The sequence below is a fragment of the Neisseria sp. P0021.S007 genome (genome assembly GCF_051956855.1).
This window is the reverse complement of record NZ_JBQCXA010001801.1, coordinates 1-433: the sequence shown is the minus strand read 5'-3', so window position 1 is coordinate 433 and position 433 is coordinate 1. Positions and strand designations below refer to the sequence as shown.

Below are 433 nucleotides of genomic sequence, written 5' to 3'. Positions count from 1 at the left end.
CAGAAAAGGCCGTCTGAAAACAAATTTTCAGACGGCCTGACAATATCGATCAACGCTTTATTAGGCTTGAGGCGCGGTTTTCTCCAACTCCAATGCGGCAGCAAGCAAGGACAGGCGCGCCATTACGCCGTAAACGTAGAGGCGGTTGTGTTCATTGTCCACGTCGCAGTCTTTTTCGGAGCGCGGCATACCGAGCGAATCCCATTGTTCAAATACGCGTTTGCAGGCTTCAGGCGCTTCTTGGGAGTTGTCGCCGTTACCGGTAGGGATGCTGTTGGACAGCGGAACAAACACCATACCGCCGGCATTGAGGTTTTCGTCTGCACCACGGCCTTCGTGTACACGGAAGAAGCCGCCGATAACGAAACGGTCCATCATATAAACGACGGGTTCGCACACGGCGCCGTTCATGGTTTCGTAGGTATAAATACCT

General features: G+C 52.9%; 1 protein-coding gene. It reads right to left on the bottom strand.

Translation table 11 applies throughout. From position 1 onward, the window contains the following. Window positions 1–60: 60 nt before the first annotated feature. The coding region (locus tag ACTHUR_RS21535) for a glutamate--cysteine ligase (protein WP_440400852.1) at window positions 61–433 on the bottom strand (373 nt) is incomplete at its 5' end.